Genomic DNA, 3,313 nt, shown 5'->3' with positions numbered 1-3,313 from the left:
TCCCTATCCTCTCTTCGCGGGGCTGCAAGATCCCGTGACATAGGAAGGAATTCCACGATGACCATTCGCCAACTGCTGGCCGTTTCGGCCGCCGGTCTCGCCGCAGTCGCCCTGGTGGCCTGCACACCCAAGCCCGAGGAAAAGGCCGCCGACGCCGCCGCCGATTCGGCCGCGGCCGCCGACACCGCTGCTGACGCCGCCGCCACGGCCGACGCCGCTGCGACCGACGCCGCCGCCGCCGCCGGTGAGGCTGCATCGGCCGCTGCTGCCGCTGCTCCCGCCGCTGCCGACTCGGCCATGGCCCCTGCCACGGGGGCCATGGCCCCGACCGCCGCAGCCCCGGCCGCCGAGAAGCATTAAGAGGCATCGTCCGACGCGTCGTCTGGCGCGCCGACGGATCAGGGGTCGCACCACGTGCGGCCCCTTTTTCGTGTGGAGATGCTAAGCGAGCGCCGTGGCCCCTGCTCCCGACACCGCCGATGACGACGCCTCTCCCCGCCTGACCTGGGCAGAGGACGGGGCGCCGCGTTCGGGACGGTTCGGCGACGTCTATTTCTCGGCCGACGACGGCCTGGCCGAGAGCCGCGCCGTCTTCCTGCAAGGCTGTGGCCTGCCCCAGGCCTGGGCGGGACACGCGACCTTCACCGTCGCCGAACTGGGCTTCGGCACGGGGCTGAACATCCTGGCCCTGCTGGACCTGTGGCGACGCGAGGGGCCGGGCAATGCCCGCCTGCACGTCTTTACCGTCGAGCGCTTTCCCCTGAGCCGCGACGAGGCGGCCCGAGCCCTGGCCGCCTGGCCCGAACTGGCCGATATCTCGAGCGTCCTGCTGGATCGGTGGCCCGCCGGCGATCCCGGCGTCCACCGCATCGACCTGCCCGGATTCAACGCCGTCATCGATGTGGCGGTCGGCGAGGTGGTCGACGTCCTGTCCGCCTGGACCGGCCGCGCCGACGCCTGGTTCCTCGACGGCTTCTCCCCGGCGCTGAACCCCGGGATGTGGTCGGAGCCGGTGCTCGACCTGGTCGCCGCCCGGTCCGCTCCCGGAGCGCGCCTGGCCACCTTCACCGTCGCCGGCTTCGTGCGAAGGGGCCTGACGCAGCGCGGCTTCCGGGTCGACAAACGCCCCGGACATGGCCGCAAGCGCGAGCGGCTGGAGGCGGTTCGGCGCCCGACCGTGGCCGTCATCGGGGCCGGGATCGCCGGGGCTTCGGTCGCGCGCGCCCTGTTCGAGGCCGGGAGCGCCGTTACCGTGATCGAGGCCGACCGGCCCGGGGCCGGCGGCTCGGGCTTCCCCGCCGCCCTCGTCACGCCGCGCCTCGATGCAGGCGACGTCGGCATCGCATCCTTTCACGCCCAGGCGCTGGACCGCGCAGGCGCCCTGTACTCCGCCGTCCCGGACGCCATTGTCGCCGAGGGCGTGGTCCAGCTTCATCAGACCGACCGCGACACCGCCCGTTTCGACAAGATCGCCGTCCAGACCTGGTGGTCGCCCGGGGCCATGACCGTCATCGACGTCGCGGAGGCCACGGCCCGTCTGGGCGAAAGGACGGGTACGGGCGGCCTGCTCATGGCCGGGGCCCTCGCGGTGGCGCCTGCCCCCATCCTGTCCGCATGGCTCGAAGGCACCCGACGTGTCTCCGGCACCGTCGCCGCGATCACGCCCGGCGAGAGCGGCGGCTGGTCCCTCACCGACCCCGACGGCGTCGTCATCGCCGAGGTCGATAGCGTCGTCATCACGGCGGGATGGGGCGCGGCCGCGCTCGCGCCCGACCTCGATCTGCGCCCCGTGCGGGGTCAGGCGAACTGGGTCGAAGGGGTCACGGTGCCCGCCGTCGCCTGGGGCGGCTACGCCGCGCCGACCGCTGAAGGCCTGTTGTTCGGCGCCACCCACGATCGCGACGACACGACCACCGATGTCCGGCCCGCCGATACGGATCGCAATGTCCAGACCCTGGCGGCGCGCCTGCCCGATCTCGCTGCGGCGGTCACGGATCGTCCGATCCAGGCCCGTGCCGCCGTCCGCGCCACGACGCGGGACCGGCTGCCGGTCTGCGGCGCTGTGCCGGGGCGGCCGGGCCTGCTCGTCCTGACCGGCCTGGGCTCACGCGGCTTCTGCGTCGCGCCCCTGCTGGGCGAGCATGTCGCGGCGCTGATCACCGGGGCGGCCTCGCCGCTGGCGGACGACATGGCCGAACGTTTCGCGCCCGGCCGGTTCGCCGACAAGCGCGCTTAGGCCGCCCGTCTGCGTCCGTCCATCAACATGGACAGAACCCCGCCCAGCACGGACGGCAGGTCGTTACGACTGACGACGCGGTCGACCATGCCCTTTTCCTGAAGATATTCGGCGCGCTGGAAGCCCGGGGGCAGTTTTTCGCGGATGGTGCTCTCGATCACCCGCGCGCCGGCGAACCCGATCAGGGCACCCGGCTCGGCGAAATGCACATCGCCCAGCATCGCATAGCTGGCCGTTACCCCGCCCGTGGTCGGGTCGGTCAGGACGACGACGTAGGGCAACTGAGCGTCCTTCAGCTCCTGCACCGCAAGGGTCGAGCGCGCCATCTGCATCAGGCTGAGCGCGCCCTCCTGCATTCGGGCCCCGCCGGCGGCGGTGAAACAGACCAGGGGCACGCCGCGTTCGATCGCGGCGTGGGCGGCGGCGATGAAGGCCTCGCCCGCAGCGGTGCCCAGCGACCCGCCCATGAAGCTGAAGTCCTGGACGATGGCGACGGCGGGGGTTCCGGCGATCTCGCCCGCCCCGATCATCATCGTGTCCTTGCGCCCGGCCGCCTTGCGCGCTGCACTCAGCCGGTCCTTGTAGGACTTGCCGTCCGAGAATTTCAGCGGGTCCTCGGGCACGTCCGGCGTGGCGATCGCCTCATAGCGCCCGTCGTCGAAGGTGAAGCGCAGCCGCGTCTCGGCATTGATCCGCATGTGGCGGCCGGATGGCGTGACCCACAGCGCCGTCTCCAGATCCGGCCGGTAGAGCATCTCGCCCGAATCGGGATCCTTGACCCACAGGTTGTCGGGCGTGTCGTTGCTGCGGCGGCTGACGATCTTGCGCACGCCGGGCGCGAAACGGCTGAGCCAGCCGCCACGTTTCGGTTCTGTCGATTTGTTGTCGGGCATGATCGTGCCTTTAGACGGTTTCCGTCACGCGCGCACCCCGGACCGCGTCGCCCAGAACCTTGACCTTGGCCAGGACGGCCTCGGCCGCCGAGGTCCCGGCCGCCAGCGCGCCTGCGACCTCCTCGACCAGGACCGAGCCCACGACCACGGCATCGGCGACACGGGCGATCTCGGCGGCGCGTTC

General features: G+C 72.0%; 3 protein-coding genes. 2 read left to right on the top strand and 1 reads right to left on the bottom strand.

Annotation, left to right across the window (positions count from 1 at the left end; translation table 11 throughout):
- Window positions 1-57 precede the first annotated feature (57 nt).
- Window positions 58-360 (top strand): hypothetical protein, encoded by a 303-nt coding sequence (locus JHC99_RS18125; protein WP_292156079.1) that lies wholly within the window; start codon window positions 58-60, stop codon window positions 358-360.
- Window positions 361-454: 94 nt separating this feature from the next.
- The gene (gene mnmC, locus JHC99_RS18120) at window positions 455-2,236 is read left to right on the top strand and encodes an FAD-dependent 5-carboxymethylaminomethyl-2-thiouridine(34) oxidoreductase MnmC (RefSeq protein WP_292156078.1); all 1,782 of its coding nucleotides are present in this window, start codon (window positions 455-457) and stop codon (window positions 2,234-2,236) included.
- Here the strand turns inward: mnmC and accD are convergent.
- Window positions 2,233-3,129: an acetyl-CoA carboxylase, carboxyltransferase subunit beta gene (accD, locus tag JHC99_RS18115; protein ID WP_292156076.1), complete on the bottom strand. Its 897-nt coding sequence runs from the start codon at window positions 3,127-3,129 to the stop codon at window positions 2,233-2,235. The genes mnmC and accD overlap by 4 nt on opposite strands.
- Between the last annotated feature and the right edge of the window lie 184 nt (window positions 3,130-3,313).

The organism is Brevundimonas sp., assembly GCF_016463485.1.
Lineage (GTDB): Bacteria > Pseudomonadota > Alphaproteobacteria > Caulobacterales > Caulobacteraceae > Brevundimonas.
The sequence above is the reverse complement of the archived record's forward strand: the minus strand, read 5'-3'. Positions and strand labels throughout refer to the sequence as shown.

What these genes read in the sequence shown, in the direction of transcription:
- JHC99_RS18125 (WP_292156079.1), top strand. Translation starts at nt 58, where the DNA reads ATGACCATTCGCCAACTGCTGGCCGTTTCGGCCGCCGGTCTCGCCGCA.
- accD (WP_292156076.1), bottom strand. Translation starts at nt 3,129, where the DNA reads ATGCCCGACAACAAATCGACAGAACCGAAACGTGGCGGCTGGCTCAGC.